The organism is Dolichospermum circinale AWQC131C (genome assembly GCF_000426905.1).
Lineage (GTDB): Bacteria > Cyanobacteriota > Cyanobacteriia > Cyanobacteriales > Nostocaceae > Dolichospermum > Dolichospermum circinale.
This window is the reverse complement of record NZ_KE384595.1, coordinates 46,670-64,134: the sequence shown is the minus strand read 5'-3', so window position 1 is coordinate 64,134 and position 17,465 is coordinate 46,670. Positions and strand designations below refer to the sequence as shown.

11 protein-coding genes are annotated in these 17,465 nt (G+C 35.3%); 7 read left to right on the top strand and 4 right to left on the bottom strand.

Features of this window, described 5'->3' with window-relative positions:
* Both ACIR131C_RS26580 and bchD read right to left on the bottom strand, forming a co-directional pair.
* The coding region (locus ACIR131C_RS26580; RefSeq protein ID WP_231395389.1) for a hypothetical protein at window positions 1-186 on the bottom strand (186 nt) is incomplete at its 3' end.
* A gap of 156 nt (window positions 187-342) precedes the next feature.
* The gene (gene bchD, locus ACIR131C_RS0104795) at window positions 343-2,367 is read right to left on the bottom strand and encodes a magnesium chelatase ATPase subunit D (protein ID WP_028089282.1); all 2,025 of its coding nucleotides are present in this window, start codon (window positions 2,365-2,367) and stop codon (window positions 343-345) included.
* A gap of 91 nt (window positions 2,368-2,458) precedes the next feature.
* On the opposite strand from bchD, the gene ACIR131C_RS0104790 reads away from it, so the two are divergent.
* The 7 genes from ACIR131C_RS0104790 (at window position 2,459) to ACIR131C_RS0104760 (ending at window position 15,591) form a co-directional block, all read left to right on the top strand.
* Window positions 2,459-3,037, top strand: coding sequence for a Uma2 family endonuclease (locus tag ACIR131C_RS0104790; RefSeq protein WP_028089281.1), 579 nt, complete (start codon window positions 2,459-2,461; stop codon window positions 3,035-3,037).
* Between the two features lie 111 nt (window positions 3,038-3,148).
* A complete protein-coding gene (locus ACIR131C_RS0104785) occupies window positions 3,149-3,844 on the top strand; it encodes a Uma2 family endonuclease (RefSeq protein WP_028089280.1) in 696 nt (231 codons plus the stop codon).
* A gap of 724 nt (window positions 3,845-4,568) precedes the next feature.
* Window positions 4,569-10,697, top strand: coding sequence for an AAA family ATPase (locus tag ACIR131C_RS21920; protein WP_196811723.1), 6,129 nt, complete (start codon window positions 4,569-4,571; stop codon window positions 10,695-10,697).
* Between the two features lie 13 nt (window positions 10,698-10,710).
* A complete protein-coding gene (locus ACIR131C_RS0104775; RefSeq protein WP_028089279.1) occupies window positions 10,711-11,331 on the top strand; it encodes a DUF3859 domain-containing protein in 621 nt (206 codons plus the stop codon).
* 2 nt (window positions 11,332-11,333) lie between these two features.
* Window positions 11,334-13,034: an asparagine synthetase B family protein gene (locus ACIR131C_RS0104770; RefSeq protein ID WP_028089278.1), complete on the top strand. Its 1,701-nt coding sequence runs from the start codon at window positions 11,334-11,336 to the stop codon at window positions 13,032-13,034.
* Window positions 12,998-14,224: a diaminopimelate decarboxylase family protein gene (locus ACIR131C_RS0104765; protein WP_081677158.1), complete on the top strand. Its 1,227-nt coding sequence runs from the start codon at window positions 12,998-13,000 to the stop codon at window positions 14,222-14,224. The genes ACIR131C_RS0104770 and ACIR131C_RS0104765 overlap by 37 nt, the downstream gene beginning before the upstream one ends.
* A gap of 53 nt (window positions 14,225-14,277) precedes the next feature.
* Window positions 14,278-15,591, top strand: coding sequence for a toprim domain-containing protein (locus ACIR131C_RS0104760; protein WP_028089276.1), 1,314 nt, complete (start codon window positions 14,278-14,280; stop codon window positions 15,589-15,591).
* Window positions 15,592-15,614: 23 nt separating this feature from the next.
* On the opposite strand, the gene ACIR131C_RS0104755 is transcribed toward ACIR131C_RS0104760, so the two are convergent.
* Both ACIR131C_RS0104755 and ACIR131C_RS0104750 read right to left on the bottom strand, forming a co-directional pair.
* On the bottom strand, window positions 15,615-16,196 hold the full coding sequence (locus tag ACIR131C_RS0104755) for a hypothetical protein (RefSeq protein WP_028089275.1): 582 nt from the start codon (window positions 16,194-16,196) through the stop codon (window positions 15,615-15,617).
* A 5-nt stretch (window positions 16,197-16,201) separates the two neighbouring features.
* On the bottom strand, window positions 16,202-17,464 hold the full coding sequence (locus tag ACIR131C_RS0104750) for an AAA family ATPase (RefSeq protein WP_028089274.1): 1,263 nt from the start codon (window positions 17,462-17,464) through the stop codon (window positions 16,202-16,204).
* Window position 17,465: the final 1 nt, after the last annotated feature.

Genomic DNA, 17,465 nt, shown 5'->3' with positions numbered 1-17,465 from the left:
ATTTCTCCGTGACCTCTGTGCCTGGAGTGGTTCGTTATTCCATGAATCTTGCGTAAGTCCTATATTTAATAAAATATGTTTTGAAAATTGAGGATATCCAGCAGTTAAAACCGTTCCCTGTTCCCTGTTCCCTGTTCCCTGTTCCCTGCTTTCACAGATAACTTTTTCAGCAAGCCCTAAGTACATTGAAATTGCTGTAAGTAAAGAATATGGGATAAAAGTAAAAGTTTTGCTCTTGCTTCTGCTAAATTTTCGAGAATGAAAACCCCCTGATTAGGGCTAAAGCCCTGACTACAAAGAACTGTGATATCACAAAGCCCCCAGGGGGTTATTTACGTTAATTTACTTTGCCTTCATGTCAGCTATAGCACCTCTAGTCATGGCAGCGATCGCTTTATCGGTGGCTTTTGGCAAGTGATAATATTTACCTCCAGCAGTTTTTGATAATTCCTTCGCAAAACCAGTTGATACAAATTTACTTTCCGTATCAATGACTAATAATTGCATTCCCGAAGCCCTAATTCTGGCCGCAATGTCTAATAATTCGGCTTTAATATCTGGTTTTTCTCCTGGTTCTATGGGTTCACCCAAAGAACGAGCTAACGGAATATTACCGCGTCCATCAGTAATTGCCACGATAACAACCTGTCCAATATCGCCACCCATTTGGGCATTTATCCCCACCCGCACAGCTTGAGTTAAACCATGTGCTAAAGGAGAACCGCCACCACAGGGTAATCTTTCTAACCTATTTTTGGCTAAAGCAATGGAACGGGTAGGAGGTAATAATACTTCGGCTTGTTCTCCTCTAAAGGGGATTAAAGATACTTGGTCACGATTTTGATAGGCTTCTGTTAAAAGCTGCATGACTGCACCCTTAGCAGATTGCATCCGATTTAAAGCCATTGAACCAGAAGCATCTACAACAAATACGACTAAAGCGCCGGCTTTTCTCACTAACCGCTTAGAACGAATATCTCCCTGTTCAACAATGACTTTTTTATCTGGCTGTCTAGCTCGCCGTGCTTTTTGATACGGGGCTGCGGCTCGCAATGTGGCATCTACGGCGATGCGTCGGGCTTTCCCTTTGGGAATCATTGGCTTGATATACCGTCCCCGGTCGTCTGAGAAGATAATACTGCGACTTCCCGATTTACCTTGACGTTGTGCCATTTGAGTAAAATAAAGCACTTCTGGGTCAAGAATTACCCCTTCTGGGTCAAAAATAAACTCTTCGGGAATGTCTGGAGGTTCTTGCTGTTCTTGGTCTTCTTCTTTTTCCTCTTCCTGTTCCTCTTCCTGTTCTTCTTCTTGTTCCGACTCGTCTTGATTTTCTGGTGGTGGGGGTGGAGGTGGAGGTGGTTGCTGTTCGTCTGGTGGTGTTTGGATGATGGTGGTTCTGGGAACTATGACCAATTCCACCGCGCGACGTAAATCATCCGCTGTTACCGTATTACGTCCTTCTAATGCTGCTGCGGCTTTGGCTACACGCACCGCAAATAGTTCCGCACGATGTCCTTCCACACCCCCGCGAATGGCTTCATTGACGAGGTAGGTAATTTGTTCTGGGGTAATGGTGACTTCCTTTAACCATTCCCGTGCCAGGATGATTTGGGTTTTCAGGGAGTCTATGTCTTCGCTGTACTGTTGCAGAAATTCTGTGGGAGATTTGGAATAAGCGATCGCTTGTGCAACTGCCTGTACTCTTTGATCTATACCCAGAACTCCGTCTGCTGATAAAGCGATCGCTATTCTATCAAGTAAATGTTCTCTTAATGCCCCTTCTTCTGGATTATAGGTGGCAATAAACAACGGTTTACAAGGATGTTGAAAACTGATTCCTTCCCGTTCAATTTGGTTACGTCCGTCCGATAATACCGATAAAAGTTGGTTACTAATTTGGTCATCTAATAAATTGATTTCATCTACATACAGCACACCTCGATTAGCTGTAGCGAGTAACCCCGGTTGAAATACTGTATCACCCTGCTTAACCGACTGTTCCACATCCACAGAACCCAAAAGCCGGTCCTCTGTCACACCCAGAGGAATTTGCACAAAAGGTGCAGGGATAATTTCCGTTTCTATCTCCTGTCTTTGTTCAGCTAAGAGTTTATCATCCCATTCTTCTGGATGATTGGGGTCACAGTTGCTAACAGAAGCTTTCACAACTTCAATAGGTGGTAATAAAGCGTGAATGGCACGCGCCATTACAGATTTAGCAGTACCGCGACGACCTGCAATTACCACACCCCCCAAAACGGGGTCTACTGCTGTCAACAGCAAAGCTATTTTAATTGCTTCTTGGCCGACTACAGCGGCCAAGGGAAAAGCAGTCATTGTCGGGGTAAGAGTAGGCGATCGCATTGTTTCCTTAATAGTTATTATGATTCTAGGATAGCAATTCTTGGCACATTTTAGAATATATGTAATGGCAATTCCTCAAGGAGCAAGATATATGACTAGGATTCAGGTTAAAAGTTTTACTCTGGAAGAATATCACCAACTCACCGAAATCGGCTTTTTCAAAGAAGATGATCACATTCAATTAATTAACGGAGAATTAATAGAAATGGTATCAAAAGGTAGAGCGCATGAAACTTCTTTACGTAATTTATTGCGGGAACTTCCTAAAATGATAGGAGACAGAGGAACTTTACAATCTCAAGCCCCTATTACCATACCACCAAAAAGCGAACCAGAACCAGATTTTGCCATTATCAAAAATCGTGATGATAATTATTTATCATCTCACCCCCAAGGGACTGATATCTTATTAGTCATAGAAGTTGCAGATTCTTCGATAGATTATGACCAAAAGGTGAAAATACCTCTGTATGCAAAAGCCGGAATTGTTGATTATTGGATATTTAATTTATTAGATAATTGCTTAGAATGTTACAGTGAACCATATCAAAATAAATCAGGTGAATTTGGTTATGCAAATAGGCGAATTGTCTTACCAAATCAAGCGATATCTCTACCTTGTTTTCCCGATTTATCGCTAGATTTAAGTAAAGTATTTCCTCCGCATTAGATATCTGAATTTTTTGACAAATGATTCATAAATAACATATAATTATCAATAGGTTCAGCACCACTGTCAAGTTAAAAATTTATTTACCTTGGGTAAAATGGAGCTACAGATATGGTACAACAACTCACACCAGAAACCAAATTAGAAATCATCTACCCTGATAGTGATGGAAATCCCATGGCTGATAATACAGAACATTATGAATGGATAGTTAAAATCAAAGAAAATTTAGAGCTATTATTTGCTTCAGAAAAAGATGTGTTTATCGCCGGTGATTTACTGTGGTATCCGGTGGAGGGAAGTGTAAAAACCCGTCAAGCACCTGATGTCATGGTTATTTTCGGTAGACCAAAAGGTAAACGGGGTTCTTATAAACAATGGGAAGAAAATAATATTCCTCCTCAAGTAGTCTTTGAAATTTTATCTCCAGGAAATCGCAGCCAAGAAATGGCTAAGAAACTCCTTTTTTATCAACGTCATGGTGTGGAAGAATATTATGTTTATCATCCAGAAAAAATTGAGTTAACTGGATTTATTCTTCAAAAACAGTGGTTAGAAGATATTGAGGAAATTAATAATTGGGTAAGTCCGCGTTTAGGAATACGACTGGAAATAACATCAAGTAATTTAGAAATTTATTATCCTGATGGAAAAAAGTTTCTCACATTTCTAGAATTAAATCAACGTGCTGAACAAGAATATAAACGTGCTGAACAAGAATATAAACGTGCTGAACAAGAACGTCAAAATTATCAAGACCTATTAGCAAAATTAGAAGCTAAAGGTATTGATATTAATACTCTCTAAAATTCATATCCCTGACTTATTAAAAAAGTTGGGGATATGAACTAATAGTAAGTAACCAAAAACCAAATTTTTTGTTGTTGATTATTGGATATTTAATTTATTAGATAATTATTGAGAATGTTACAGGAAATCATATCAAAATAAACAAGGTCAATTTGATTTAGGACTTACGCAAGATTCATGGAATAACGAACCACTCCAGCCACAGAGGTCACGGAGAAATCAGGATTTGAAAGATATTTTGCGTAAGTTATGTGATTATAAAAATCAGTAAATTGTTTTACAAAATCAAGAATAAATAATAAAATTACGAACTAATGAACAACGAAGTAGCAAAGAACACGAAGGAGACGAGGTTGTGGAAATATTTTGCGTAAGTCCTAAGTCTTAAAACATAAAAAACCTCACCTCCCTACCTAACTTCTCCCTCACCCTTTCCTAAGAAGAGAGAGAAAAAGAAAAACCTTGCTATTGCTTCACAAATTGTTACAAATGAATAACGGCTGCAATTCAAGAATGAGGTATTAATAAAGTTCTGTGGTTATTGGCAATATGGCAACTTTTAAGTTATGATATTTTTGATTTTGAATTATGGCAATAGTCTTTATATCTTCCATTTATTTTACAGCGAGCATTATGAAAAAATAGCAGCCATTATCAGAAGCAATTTTATTTCGCTATTGTGACAAACATTTGGTGAAAAACAATTTTATGGGATATGCAAATGCTGAGATTAACAGGTTATAAAATACTTGAAAAAATTTATTCTAGTAGCGAAACTTTGGTCTTTCGAGGCATAAGAGAAAAAGACCAAATATCAGTAGTTATCAAGTTTTTACGTCATGAGTACCCAAAGTTCGAGAAATTGGTACAGTTTCGTAATGAATATACTATTATCAAAAATCTGAATATTGCCGGCATTATTAAAACCTATGGCCTGGAAAATTATGAAAACGGCTATGCTTTAATAATGGAGGATTTTGAGGGTATTTCTCTCCAGGAAAAAATTAAAGAATGGGGGGAAGGAGGTATGGGAAACAGCGCGGTAGGATTAAGAGAATTTTTCACTATTGCTTTACAAATAGTTTCTATTTTACAAGAATTGCATCATCAAAGGGTAATTCATAAAGATATAAAAACCGCTAATATTCTGATTAAAACTAGCACTTTAGAAGTTAAGCTAATTGACTTTAGTATTGCTTGTTTACTTAAGAGAGAAACTCAAACTCTCGCTAGTCCTAATGTTCTGGAAGGAACTTTATCATATTTGTCTCCAGAACAAACTGGACGTATTAACCGCTTGGTTGACTATCGCACAGATTTTTATTCTTTAGGTGTGACATTTTTTGAGCTTTTGACTGGAGAATTACCTTTTGCTAGTAATGACCCCATAGAATTGATACATTACCATATTGCTAAACAACCCCCATTATTACATAATATTCATAGTCATATTCCCCCCATTTTATCGGCAATTATTCATAAATTGATGGCGAAAAATGCTGAATATCGCTATCAGTCTGCCTATGGGATTAAGTATGATTTAGAAATGTGTATAAAAGCTGGAGAAGAAACTGAAAATATTCAGGCTTTTGAATTAGGAAAAAGAGATATTAGCGATCGCCTAACTATTCCTGAAAAACTGTATGGTAGAGAAGTAGAGGTAAAAACTCTGCTCACAGCTTTTGAGCGTATTTGTGCTAATAATAAGGAAATGATCCTGGTGGTTGGGTATTCGGGAATTGGTAAAACCGCTGTAGTTAATGAAGTTCATAAACCCATAGTTTGTGCTAGGGGTTATTTTATTAAAGGTAAATTTGACCAATTTCAACGCAATATTCCTTTTTTTGCATTTATACAAGCTTTCCGAAATTTAATAGATCAACTATTAACTGAAAGTGATGCTCAATTGCAAGAATGGAAAACTAAAATTCTGTCTGCATTAGGAGAAAATGCTCAGGTTATTATTACTGTTATCCCAGAATTAGAACAAATTATTGGTAAACAGCCTCCTGTTCCAGAATTGTCCACCATGGCCACAGAAAATCGTTTTAATTTGCTATTTGAGAAATTTATTCATGTTTTTACCACTCAAAAACATCCTTTAGTCATATTCCTTGATGATTTACAATGGGTAGATTTGGCTTCTCTTAAATTGATGCAATTACTAATGACTACAAATGAAATTAGTTATTTGTTGTTAATTGGTGCTTACCGGGACAATGAAGTGTCTGCTACACATCCTTTAATATTAACTATTGAGAATATCTGCAAAACTGCATCAGTTAATACTATTACTCTAAATTCTCTCAATCAATCTCACCTCAATCAACTCATTGCTGATACTCTGAATTGTCCGACTACAGTAGCTATACCTTTTACTGAATTAGTCTATCTAAAAACCCAGGGAAATCCGTTTTTTAGCCACCAATTTATCAAATCTCTCTATGAAGATGGTTTAATTCGCTTTAACTTTGATTGTCGTTATTGGCAGTGTGATATCGCACAAATTCAAGCTTTAGCTATCACTAATGATGTGGTAGAATTTATGGCACTGCAATTACAAAAATTACCCGAATCAACTCAATCAGTATTAAAGCTGGCCGCTTGTATTGGCAACCAATTTAATTTAGATACATTAGCAAAAATTAATCAAAAATCTCAGATAGAAACAGCGGTAGATTTGTGGAAAGCATTGTTAGAAGAATTTATAATTCCCACAACAAAAATTTACAACTTCTTTCAATCTGATTTACTTAATGATCAACAGTTATCAGCAGTTCATAACTACGAAGAACAGAAATTTAGTTACAGATTTTTACATGACCGTGTACAGCAAGCTGCTTATGCTTTGATTCCTGACCAAGAAAAACAATCTACCCATTTAAAAGTTGGGCAATTGCTCTTAAAAAATACCTCGGAAAAAGACATAGAAGAAAATATATTTGAAATTGTGAATCAGTTGAATATTGGCATGGATTTAATTACAGTTCAGTCAGAAAAATATGCAGTAGCTCAACTAAATTTAATTGCCGGTTCTAAAGCTAAATCAGCTACAGCTTATGATGCTGCTTTTAGGTATTTAAAAAAAGGTTTATCATTGCTTGCAGCAGATAGTTGGCAGCATGAATATAACCTAACATTAAACCTTTATATAGAAGCGGTGGAGGCGGCATATTTAAATATTCATTCTGAGCAAGCAATAACTTATATAGAAATAGTTAATAAAAATGCAATTAGTGTATTAGATGAAGTTAAGGTATACAAAAAGCAAATGCTCATGCAGGACATGGAATTAACCTTTGATAGAGGGCTAAAATTATTGGAGAAACTAGAAGTTACTGTAGAAGAAGTACCCCTAATAAATGTTAACGTTGAGGACTTAATACATTTACCAAAAATGACAGATCTTTATAAACTTGCAGCAATGGGGATACTAATGGGACTTGGTTTTATAGCTTATTTCTCACAATTGGAGATGGAATTGCCGATTATACTTACTATAATAAATCTGGCTATTAAATATGGCAATTCTGTGGAGTCTGCTTATACTTATATTTGTTATGGCTTGATAGTCTGCGATAGATTTTCCGATATTAATACTGGATATAGTTATGGAAAATTAGCTCTTAATTTATCAGAGCAGTTTGATAATCAAGTGATCAGATTCAGAATTTTAATGTTATGGTATTCTCATATTATTTATTGGAAACAGCATTTTCGAGGATCTATAGTTCCTTTACAAGAGATTGCTGAATATGGCTGGAAAATAGGTGAAACAGACTTTTTAGGTTTTGCTTATACGTTTAATATGTTCATGATGTTATTTGCTGGGGAAAATTTAATAACTGTATCTGAATATCTAGAAAATTGTGCTGCTTTAATCTCTCATAGAAAACTCGATTGGCATACTCAAAACATCAAAACTTGGCAACAAATAATATTTAATTTGCAAGCAATAAATCAGGATAAATGCCAATTTAATGGTGATTTTTTTACTGAAGAATTGTTTCTATTTTTAGTTAATAATAAAAATTATCACTCTCTCTTTGGATTTTATCTAACTAAAACCATACAATTTTATTTATTTAAAGAATATAAAAAAGCCCTTGATAATGCTATTTTTGCTAAAGAATATATAACATCTGTGCCAGGACAAATTACTGTCAGCCAACATAATTTTTACTATTCTTTGTCTCTTTTGGCTGCATATAATTATCAGTCAGAACATGAACAAATGGAGTCCATGAAACAAGTTTTGGCAAATCAGGAAAAGATGCAGTATTGGGCTGTTAATGCACCAATGAATTATCAACATAAATATGACCTGATAGAAGCTGAAAAAGCGCGAGTTTTAGGGCAAATGCTCTTAGCTATGGAATATTATGACCGAGCTATTGAAGGTGCAAATAATTATGAATATCTTCATGAAGAGGCCTTATCTTATGAATTAGCGGCAGAGTTTTATTTATCTTTAGGTAGAAATGAAATTGCTTCATTATATATGACAAAGGCATATTATGGATATTTACGTTGGGGAGGAAAAGCTAAGGTAGACCATTTAGAAAAATCCTATCCCCAATTACTTGCTAAGACCCTACAAGCAGGAAAAAAACCTGTATCAATGATGATTTCTAAAAATAATAGTATTTCGGAGGCTATTGATTTGAAAACAGTTATAAAATTCTCTCAAGTAATTGCTAGTGAAATCCACATAGATAAATTGCTATCAACATTAATGCAAGTGATCATGGAAAATAGCGGTGCAACTAAATCTGTTTTAATTTTAGTTAAAAATAATCATCTATTTGTCGAAGCCATAAAAATAAATAATGCAACTGTTATCCAGGAATCAACCCCGGTTAATTTAAGTAAAGATATTCCTATAAATATGATTAATTATGTTTATAATACGGCGAAAATATTCGTCACAGATGATATTCAAACTCATCTTTTAATAGCTGCTGATTCTTATATTGTCTCCCAGCAACCTAAAAGTTTGTTATGTCTTCCTATTATTCATAAAGGTAAATTTATGGGTATTCTATATTTAGAAAATCAGCTAACTGTAGGCGCGTTTACATATAATAAAATCGAAGTTTTAAACTTGCTAATGACCCAAACTGCTATTTCTCTAGAAAATGCTCAGTTATATACTAATTTATCAGAACAGGCAGACAGTCTTAAACAAGCTAATCAACAATTAGAAGAATATGCTATGACTCTCAAAATCACTAATCGTTTGCAAAAGTTAGCTGATTTATCTCTTGCTATTAATTCAACACTATCAACTAATAATATACTGCAATTGGTTACACAGCAAGCTGCGGAAATTATCGGAGCGCACCAATCAATCATTAGTATTAAAATAGATGAAAGTTGCACAAAAGCAGTTCATACAGTTCATCTTGCAGATAAATATGAACAGTGGCGGGAAAATTATGAAAAGTTTGATGAATCTGATTTTTATAAATTAGGTTGTCAAATCCCAAATTCAATGCGAATGACTCAGGCTGAACTAGAAGCACATCCAGCCGCAATTAATAATAATTTACCCCTGCGCGGTTGGCTGGTAGCACCACTGATTGATATTAAAGGTAAACACATTGGTTTTATGCACCTTTCTGATAAATATGAAGGTGATTTTACAGAAGATGATGAAGCTATTTTAGTGCAGTTAGCGCAAATGCTATTATTAGCAATGAATAATGCCCATCTTTACGAGGAATCTCAACGAGTTAATCGCATTAAAGATGAGTTTTTAGCCATACTTTCTCATGAATTAAGATCGCCGCTGACTTCTATAATTGGTTGGTCACAAATGCTGCAATCCGGGAAATTAAGTCCCGAAAAAACAGCACTGGCTTTAGAAACTATTGAACGCAACGCCAAATCACAAACCCAATTAATTGAAGATGTAGTAGATATTTCTCGAATGGTTCGAGGTAATATCAGCCTCAATATTCACCCAGTCAACTTAGTATCACCAATTGAAACCGCAATTAATACTATGTATTTAGCAGCCAAAGCTAAGTCAATTAAGATATTGCTGACAATTGAATCTGATCATGTGATGGTATTAGGTGATCCAATTCGTTTACAACAAATTGTCTGGAATTTGCTCGCTAATGCGATTAAGTTTACATCCCCCGGAGGACAAGTTGAAATCGGACTAAAAACAGTAGGATCAGAAGCACAAATTCAAGTAATTGATACAGGGTATGGTATTAATCCTGATTTTATGCCCTATATTTTCGACTATTTTCGTCAAGCTGATGCTTCCAATACCCGAAATTATGGTGGATTAGGAATAGGTTTAGCAATTGTCCGTCACTTGGTAGAATTGCACGGGGGAAATATTTGGGCTAAAAGTCTAGGTAAGGGACAGGGAGCAACTTTTACAGTTAGAATACCATTACTCCAGTCACAGCCAGAGCTAAACCCCCTGATGGAGTCGCCCAACAATTCCCCAAATTCAACTATTGATGGTGTAAAAGTGTTAGTTGTTGATGATAATGTTGATGTCCGTGAGTTTTTGGTTTTTGTATTGGAAGAATATGGAGCAGTAGTCATGACGGCAGATTCGGTTAGGGAAGCATTAAAATGTCTCCAACAGTTCCCAGCAGATATCTTAATCACTGATATTGGGATGCCAGAGGAAAATGGCTATAATTTACTTAACCAAATCAGGTCTTTAGAATCCACCCAGAAAAGACAAATTCCCGCGATCGCACTCACAGGTTATACTGCAAATGAAGTCATCAATCAAGTATTAAACGCCGGTTTTCAAAAGTATCTTCCTAAACCCATAGATGTATTTGAATTAATTACAGCTATTTCCGAACTGATCTGAACAATTTAAAATTATGAACCAATCACTAAACCAAGAACAATTAAACCAAATAATTGCTGAAGTTCAAACACTGCAATTACGTCAAGAAGCAGAACTTGATCAACAACAGGTTAGAGAAATTTTACAAGACCTGAATTTACCACCTGAATTATTAGATGAGGCCTTAATTCAAATTCGACGTAAACAAGCTTTACAAGTCCAAGAACGCCGTCATAAATTAATTGGTTTGCGAGTAGCTGCGGCTGTAATTATTGCCATAGGATTAACAGTGTTTTTTCATCAACAAAAAAGTTATTTACTGGCTAATGTTTCCGCACAACAAGACAAAATTACTTTAAAATCAAATGATGAAAATATAAAAAATATCTCCCGTCAAGCTAATTCAGAACTTGTTTATCGTGTGACTTTAAAAGATGCACCTATAGGTAAAAAACTCAATCTTTCTTGTGATTGGATTGACCCAAATGGTCAAGTTGTTAAACAAAATAACTATCAAACTAGTGAAATCAAAACTTCAGTTTGGGATACTTTTTGTCGTTATGCTATTAATTCTAGTACACCTGTGGGAAATTGGCAAGTACAAATGTTTCTGGAAGGTCGGAAAATTAGTGAAGCAACTTTTGTAGTGCAATAATTATGTTTCCCTATCATTTTATTGGTTATTGGGGTGATAAAAGCAAAGAGTTTCTCACCCAGAGACGCAGAGGCGCAAAGAAAAGAAGTGAAGCGGAGAAGTTCTTTTGGGATGTTGTTTATATTGGTTGTGAGTCTTTACCTGTATTACCAAAAAATACGATTGCGGGTATTTCGGCTGGGGGTTTTTCGGTCTTAGATGTTTGGGTGAAGATAACAAATAATCGGTTGATTTTGGGTCGGGAAATTTTTGGTAAAGTGCCTTTATTTTGGACTCAGCAAGGTGGGGTAATTTGGTTTTCTTCTCAGTTACAATTGCTTTTAGAAATCCTAGAAAAACCGCAGGTTAGTATTTCTGGTTTATATGGTTATAGTTGTTTTTCCTATGTTCCTAATCCTCTCACCCCTATTAATGAAGTGTTTTCTGTGACTGCGGGAACTGAGATGATTTTTAATGGGGTTGGTGATCCTCAAGTTGACAATATTTATCAATGGTATGAATCAAAGGAACAAATTAAAGATGAAAATACCGCAGTTTCTCAATTACAAATTTTATTAAAAAATGCAATTCAAACACAAATTTCTGATTTAAAAGATCAACCTGTGGGAGTTTTTCTGTCTGGGGGTTTGGATTCTTCCATTGTTGCGTCTTTATTGGTGGAAGCTGGGGTAAAAGTTCGCGCTTACACTTTGGATTTTGGTAATGTGGGTATTCCTGAATATCCTTATGCGGAACAAGTGGCGGAATTTCTTAATATTCCTTTAGTGAAAGTTGATGCTAGTCCCAGTAATATTAAAAAGGCTTTAATTCCTACTGTAAAAGCTTTAGATTTACCCTTTGGTGACGGGGTAACTGTTCCTTTATATCTCTTAAATCAAATTGCTGCTCAAGAAACTCAGGTGATTTTTAATGGTGAAGGTGGTGATCAATTATTTGCCGGTTGGACTAATAAACCTTTAATTGCTGCGGGTATTTATCAATCTGAATATCCTGATAAAATGGAAAGTTTTATGCAGCAATATCTCCGCACTTTTCACCACTTTTGGAGTTACGAAAAACGGATTTATCAGCCGCAAATATATGCCCAAATTCAAGGTCTAAATGCTCAGGAATGGTTGTTAAATGCTCTTGATACTAGTTTTTGCCCTTCCTTGTTACATCGCCTCCGTCGTGGTAGTTTGATGTTAAAAGGAGCGCAAAATATTCACCCCCGTGCGACTGCGTTGGGTTTTGCTCATGGTTTGGCTGTGCGATCGCCTTTTTGTGATTTACTGTTAGCAGAATGGACCTTTCAACTATCCGGTGAACTGTGTTTACACGGTGCTTGTGAGAAGTATATTCTTAAACGCGCTGTCGAAAATTGGCTACCAAAGGAGATCGTTTGGAGACAAAAACGTGGTATGGGTGTTCCCCTCACCTCCTGGTGTCTAAATAATTTTTGGCATGATCTTGGCAATTGGCTAAATCCTGGTATAATGGAATCACATAGCTACTTTTTTCCCGATATTGCGTCACGAATTGTCACAGGTAAACTGGGGGGACAAATTCAAGGACGACGTATTGGCGAAAGTCTATGGTTATTGATCATCTGGCAACTTTGGTATACTCACGTTTTTGGTTCTGAACTCGGTAAAAAGTCCTTATATCACCCATTTATCTTACCTCCATGGTTATGGAAAAAGTACCAAAAGTTCCAATTTTAGGACCAGAATTAACACCAGAACTTGTACATGAACTATTACAAGTTTACGGTTCTCCTTTATATGTTTATGATGCCGATATTTTACGCCAAACTATTTCATATATTACCAAAGCTATTAGTTATCCCCATACTCAGTTTCATTTTGCTAGTGTAACAAATAGTAATATTGCATTACTAAAAATATTTAAAAACGCCGGTTGGGGACTTCATGCTAATACTCCAGGTGATATTTATTTGGGTTTAAATGCGGGTTTTCATCCTGGTGATATCGTCTATAGCGGTAGTAATCTAAATCGGGAGGAAATGGCAGAAGTTATTAATTGGGGTGTAACAACTCTCAATTTAGATAGTATTTCTCAGTTGCGTTTGTGTTGTGAGGTTTTTTTATTTCGCGCAAAAACGCAGAAAAACACAGTAGAAAAGTTAAATCTTGGTTTGCGGTTGAATGTTGCGGAGGATAGTCGTATTGGTGTTAGTTCTCTAGATTTTGATCAGGCCGTTTCTATTAGTCGTGCTGTAGGTTTAAAGATTTCTGGTTTACATTTTTATCGCGGTACGGGAACTAATGCAACAACAGCTTTTACTGATGTAATTGATTCAATTTTAGCAACTGCAAAAAAGTTACCAGATTGGCAATATTTAGATTTTGGCGGTGGTTTTGGTTATCCCTATCATCATGATCATGTGGCTTTTGATTGGCAATTATTTGGACATCAATTAACTAATAAAATTAGTAAAATTGGCAAAAATATTAATTTAATGATTGAGCCAGGACGCTCTGCTATAGCGAGTTGTGCTACTTTATTGGCTAAAGTTGTTTCGGTAAAATGGCAAGGAGAAAAACAAATTATCGGTGTAGATTCTACTATTGCTAATATTTCTGTTATTTCTGTACATGGAGGTTATCGAGAAATTAGAACTTTGAAAAATTCAACTTCTCAAAAGTATCTAACTGATGTTTGTGGAAATACCACATATTCACGGGATTATTTAGGCAAAAACTGCCAACTTCCTGCCTTAGAAATTGGCGATATTATCGCTATTTTAGATGTTGGTGCTTATGGTTATGCTATGTCTTCTCACTTTTTACATCGTCCCAGACCTGCGGAAGTATTATTAGAAAATAGTAGACATCGTTTAATTCGTAAACGGGAAGATTACAGCATTCTACTTAATAATCAAATCATCTAAAATTCGACTTCTTTAATTATTAATATATCCCCAAAATCAAAACCAACAAAACCATGAAATGTATTAACTGCGGAACTGATAATAAATTAAAAGACAGAACAGCAAATCAAGGAAGATGTTTAAAATGCAATCATCCTTTTGTTTTTGAACCCACAAGTATGGGAACTGTGAAAATTACCGATTCTATGTTTTCTAAAACATTAGCAGATATTTCAGCTAGTTATACTTTATATTTTACACCCAAACAACTCCTTTATTTTTTAGATAGTCGGGTTAGAAAAAAGGCATTTCAACCAATAGGATTTTGGTCTTTATATCTTTTTTTGAATGTTTGGGTAACAGGTTTTGGTGGAGGAGTTACTGCTGCTTTTATACCTAATTCTTTTCTTGTTGTTAATCTAGTTTACCAAGCAGGTACAATTTTGTATTTATTTAATAACACAAATTCAAGTAGATTAAACAATGCTAGTCGGAAAGCAAGTGCTAAAACCTTACAAAGACTGGGAGTGCTAATTCTGGTAGTGGGAATATCAGCAAGTTTATTTGTGTTAGATTCTTTCCCTGTTTTCTCTATTGTAGTAATTTTAGGGTTGCTATCAATATTTTTAGGAACTAGACAGTTAGGAAAAGTCCAAAATTTACCACAACAATTTTTATTTTCTTCCATAGATTTAGATAGTTGGTTGAGAAAATGGCAACAAATAAATGGTAAAGTTGATCAAGTTCTAACTTCACAACAAGAACAAATTGCACCTAAATCTATTAACCCCGATATAACAGCTTATAGTTTTGATAGATTAGTAGTTTGTGATAGTGCTAATATGGCACAATTATTAATTGCTAATAATTTCCACTTTGAAAATAATTGTGCAATTCTCAGTATTACCGGTTATCCTCAAAGCATTTTTTCCACTACAATGGAAATGCTACGACGTAACCCTGATTTAAAAGTCTATGCTATTCATGATTGTAGTCCTAAAGGTGTCAGTTTAGTTCATCATCTTCGCACCAGTGAAAAGTGGTTTTTAAATAGCAATGTGACAATTATTGACCTGGGACTTTTACCCCGTCAAATTATTGCGAGTCAGGGAAAAATGTTTATTCGGTTTTCTTCACACTTAAAAGACGAAGCTAAAAAATTATCTGTAGATATTCGTCAGAGTTTAACTGCTGAAGAATTAGCTTGGTTAGATACTGGTAATTTTGTCGAATTAGAATCTTTTACCCCACAAAAATTAATTCAAGTTCTCAGACATGGTATTTCTGGAAGCTTGAATTTAGAAAGTGATGATAGTAGTATAATTTTAATTGGTGATTCAGGCATTAATTCAGGAAATGATATTTATATGGTGGAAAGTTTTGGTTGAATAAACATGGATGTTACTAATAATTATTCTAACTGAGAATTTGCTTGTTGTTTTCTAACTGCACGAGCAATCAAGGGAGCTTTCTTTTCTAATCCTGTTAGGGTAAGATCACCATCAATATACAACTTATACCATTCTCGACGCTGACGAAGAACTCTTTCATCATCCTGTAAAGGTAATCTTTGTAAAGTAAATTCAGCCTTTTGGCGTTTTTCTTCTGGTACTGCATCAGTTATTACTAATTGTAGGGAAGGTAAAAAAATTTCAAACCAATCATCTTCAACTTCAAATGGGTCAAGAATCTGGTTATCAAGAGTACCTTTACTACTATTAATCCAACCAGAAGCAAAACGGTAATTACTCCATTCATAAGCCAAATCACGATGATTTTCACAAGATAGGAAATGGTCTACAGTGCCAACAGGTTCATACATAATAGTATAACCACAAAGATTACCAAAGCCATCAGCTAAATCACTTTTAAAATTTGACCAATAATCTTTTGGTCTTTTTTTATCTGGATTTTTTTCTAACCAATTATTACCTGGTTGTCGTGCTTTTGCATCAAAATTTTCTGGTTCTGCTGGAGGATTAAACTTTAACATATTTACTATGAGTCTGATGATTTTTGATTTCTTCTTTCTGCTGTAACTATCCAACGTGGCCAAAATTGATCATGTCCCGGTAAAAGTCTTTGCAATTCCTGATGAATTTGTGATCGTGTTCTCAAATGTTCAGGAAAAGTATTCATATTATCATTTCGCATCCACGCTTGTGCTGCTTCAATTGCGGTTTCTGATTCTTGAGAACGTGCTTGTTTTAGTCCAAATATTTCTGATGTTAACCATCCTACAGTATCTCCCTGTTTAGTCCACAAAATTTCATTTAGTTCAACGTCTTTTCCTTGTAGTTCAAATAAAAATAATTTATCTTGTTCTTCATCAAATATTGGTTCTAATGAAGCCAGCACAAGGGGAGAATGAGTAGTAACTAAAGCTTGTATTGTGATATTTGATTTTAACTGATTGACTACTGATAAAATAGATGGTAAAATCGCTCTTTGCCAGCGAGGATGGAGATGAGACTCAATTTCATCTATTAATAAAACTATTTGATTCATTGGTTCTTGCTGCTTTAATTCAGAAGCTTTTTCGTGTTCATACCAAGTCCATACTAATAAATAAGCAAGTCCCAAAATCCGCTTCATTCCTGCTGATGCTTGGGTAATGGGAATATTCCCATAAGAAAGATTAATTGTCGGAATATCACGCACATCATCAACAGATACTCGCGTTGGTTCTCCTATTTCTATCCATTCATCAGGATGAGGTGCAAGTTGTTTAATGACATCTGATAAAAGTTGAAATGGCGTTTTTTGGGGTTGATTTTGCCATGTTACCCAATCTTGAATCAGACCGTTACAAATAACTTTTTCTTTTAATTTTAACCCATTCCAAAGTGTATCGGGGGTAAAATTATAGGCATTTTTATGGTTACGAGCAGGGTCAAAGACAGAAAAACTTCCATCAACACGAACAAAAATAATTATTCCTTTTAATAAGGGAACACTATGAAAGGGAACTCTTAAATCTTGCCATTTTTGTTTAGAAAAATTAAATTTAAAGGAATAATTTTTTCCTTCATCATCATCTAGAGTGATAATTTGGGAGATAATTTCTGGAGGTTTTTCTGTATTTCTTTGCGGATAAACGGGTTGTTCTACCCAGTTTCCAGTAAGTACCCACCAAGCAACATCTAGTAAGAAACTTTTACCTAATCCATTATCCCCTGTAAAAATGTTAACTCTATCAGCAAATTCAACATCAAATTGAGGAGATGGTCCTACAGACTGTAAATGAAGTTCTTTTAGCATT